Consider the following 2,018-nt stretch of genomic DNA (forward strand, 5'->3'; position numbering starts at 1 on the left):
CATCATCATGGCGCTCTTGCCATTGCGGGTGTAATTCAAACGACACGATTATCTCCGTAAGCTAACTGATTTCATCTAACGATAATTCGAAACTTGGGGCAAAGGTATTGAGAAAGTAATCCATTTCAGGCGTTCTGCGTTCTTGCAAAGTGACGTCTAAGCGTTTTTTTGCCAGAGCGAACTCATGGTTGCCGGCGCTTAGTTCTTCAAGACATTTTAAATAGGCACAGATGGAATCGGCTTGCTTAACGATTTTTGCGTCCTCTTCGTGTGCAGAGTGAGAAAGAAGATAGGGAGCAAAATCATCTTGGAACTCTTCCGGTAACATTGAGAGTAATTTTTGCTCCGCTGCTGATTCTATCTTCTTATATTCTTTGGCAATTTCAGGGTTGTAATACTTCACTGGAGTCGGAAGATCACCCGTTAATACTTCACTGGAGTCATGGTACATGGCAAGAATCGCGATGCGCTCTGGATTAAGGTTACCGCCGAACTTTTTGTTTTTAATTAGGGCAAGGGCATGAGCGACAAAAGCAACTTGTAAGCTATGCTCTGAAACGTTTTCTGGTGAGACGGACCGCATTAAAGGCCAGCGTTGGATCAGCTTCATTCGAGCCAGGTGGGCGAAAAAATGGCTTTCTTTCATGGCTTTCTCCGTTTCTGGTGTAAAAAAGGAACTCACTAGGAGTTCCTCTAAGCATATGAGAGATCAGCACTAATTACTACCAGTGATTCATTACTGGCTGTAGGTTGATAGGAATCTTTCAAAACGTCCAATGGCGATTTCTAGATCTTCAACGTGCGGTAGTGTCACGATGCGGAAGTGGTCTGGTTTTGGCCAGTTAAAACCAGAACCTTGCACCAGTAAGACCTTCTCTTGTTTTAAGAAATCTAAAACCATCTGCTGATCGTTCTTGATGTTGTACATTTTAGTGTCGATTTTCGGGAAGAGGTACATCGCACCCTTAGGTTTGACACAAGAAACACCAGGAATTTGATTGATCAGTTCATACGCTCGGTTGCGCTGCTCTAATAAGCGTCCGCCAGGTAAAATCAGTTCATTGATACTCTGGTACCCACCTAACGCGGTTTGAATGGCATGTTGCATTGGTACGTTTGCACATAAACGCATCGATGAAAGCAGCTCCAAGCCATTCACGTACCCTTGAGCCAGATGTTTAGGCCCCGTTAGGAACATCCAGCCACCACGGAAACCACAAACACGGTAGGCTTTTGAAAGGCCATTGAATGTCATGACTAGCACGTCTTCAGTGAGTGTGGCGACTGAGGTATGTGTTGCACCGTCGTACAACACTTTGTCGTAGATCTCATCTGCGAAAATGATCAGTTTGTGTTGGCGTGCTATCTCAATGACTTCAAGTAGGAAGTCACGGCTGTATACCGCACCTGTCGGGTTGTTCGGGTTGATCAGAACAATGCCACGTGTCTTTGGTGTGATTTTCTTTTTGATGTCTTCAAGGTCTGGGTACCAGTCAGCCTCTTCATCACATAGATAATGAACCGGCTTACCACCAGATAGTGCAACTGAAGCTGTCCATAACGGATAGTCTGGTGCTGGGATCAGCATTTCGTCGCCATTGTTTAATAGCGCTTGCATGGCCATTACGATCAACTCAGACACGCCGTTACCTACATACACATCTTCGACATCTAGCGAGCGTATACCTTTACGCTGATAGTGTTGGACCACTGCTTTACGAGCAGAGTAAATACCTTTGGAATCACAATAGCCTTGAGAAGTCGGCAGATTACGAATCACGTCGACTAAAATCTCATCAGGGGCGTCAAAACCAAATGGGGCAGGGTTACCAATGTTTAGCTTTAGGATTTTATGCCCTTCTTCCTCCATGCGCTTAGCATGTTTGAGTACAGGACCCCTAATGTCGTAGCAGACATTGTCGAGTTTTGACGACATCCCGATATTTTGCATTGTTTAATTCCTAAAAATTCGTTAATTTCTTTATTAAAATACAATAATTTGTTTTTTATTAGAATAT

The 2,018-nt window shown here is 44.0% G+C and carries 2 protein-coding genes; both read right to left on the minus strand.

Going from position 1 to position 2,018, the window contains the following annotated elements; translation table 11 throughout:
• Positions 1 to 61: 61 nt before the first annotated feature.
• Entirely contained in the window at positions 62 to 646 is a 585-nt protein-coding gene (yfbR, locus tag CAG68_RS09275; RefSeq protein WP_025766954.1) for a 5'-deoxynucleotidase, read from the minus strand.
• A gap of 90 nt (positions 647 to 736) precedes the next feature.
• Positions 737 to 1,951 (minus strand): pyridoxal phosphate-dependent aminotransferase, encoded by a 1,215-nt coding sequence (locus CAG68_RS09280; RefSeq protein WP_005384283.1) that lies wholly within the window; start codon positions 1,949 to 1,951, stop codon positions 737 to 739.
• Positions 1,952 to 2,018 lie beyond the last annotated feature (67 nt).

The organism is Vibrio sp. V42_P2S4T144, assembly GCF_009904715.1.
GTDB classification, from domain to species: domain Bacteria; phylum Pseudomonadota; class Gammaproteobacteria; order Enterobacterales; family Vibrionaceae; genus Vibrio; species Vibrio alginolyticus.

Bases quoted from the DNA above. Each gene is read 5' to 3' on its own strand.
- CAG68_RS09280 (WP_005384283.1), bottom strand. From the start codon at position 1,951: ATGCAAAATATCGGGATGTCGTCAAAACTCGACAATGTCTGCTACGAC.
- yfbR (WP_025766954.1), bottom strand. From the start codon at position 646: ATGAAAGAAAGCCATTTTTTCGCCCACCTGGCTCGAATGAAGCTGATC.